Genomic DNA, 305 nt, shown 5'->3' with positions numbered 1-305 from the left:
GGTTTCAGAAGCGAGCCAGCCATTGACCGCTGCGTTCTGGGCCCACACGGTCGTGTCGGGGGACCATCCGGACTGTGTGGAGCCTGGCTCTGCCTTGACCGGTGGGTCGGCCGAGGTGATCGTGTCGGGTGAGGGGTCGGTGTGTTCGCCCAGCCAATGGGCTACCTGGGGGTCGCTCGCCCAGCCCTGCTCGGATTCTCGGTCAGTCATCAGACACCTTCAATGGGCAAGCTGTGGTGATCTCGGGAGCGGTGGTGAAGTAATCGCCACCGCCGGGCACAAAGCCGCACACAGTGCGACGTGTG

Annotated in this window: 1 protein-coding gene; it reads right to left on the bottom strand. The window is 64.6% G+C overall.

The genetic code is table 11. From position 1 onward, the window contains the following. Positions 1-210, bottom strand: a 210-nt coding sequence (locus IO33_RS51970; protein ID WP_209439028.1) for a hypothetical protein, incomplete at its 3' end; no start/stop codon positions are given. Positions 211-305 lie beyond the last annotated feature (95 nt).

Origin of the sequence: Streptomyces durhamensis, from assembly GCF_000725475.1 — a bacterium.
Lineage (GTDB): Bacteria > Actinomycetota > Actinomycetes > Streptomycetales > Streptomycetaceae > Streptomyces > Streptomyces filipinensis.
The sequence above is the reverse complement of the archived record's forward strand: the minus strand, read 5'-3'. Positions and strand labels throughout refer to the sequence as shown.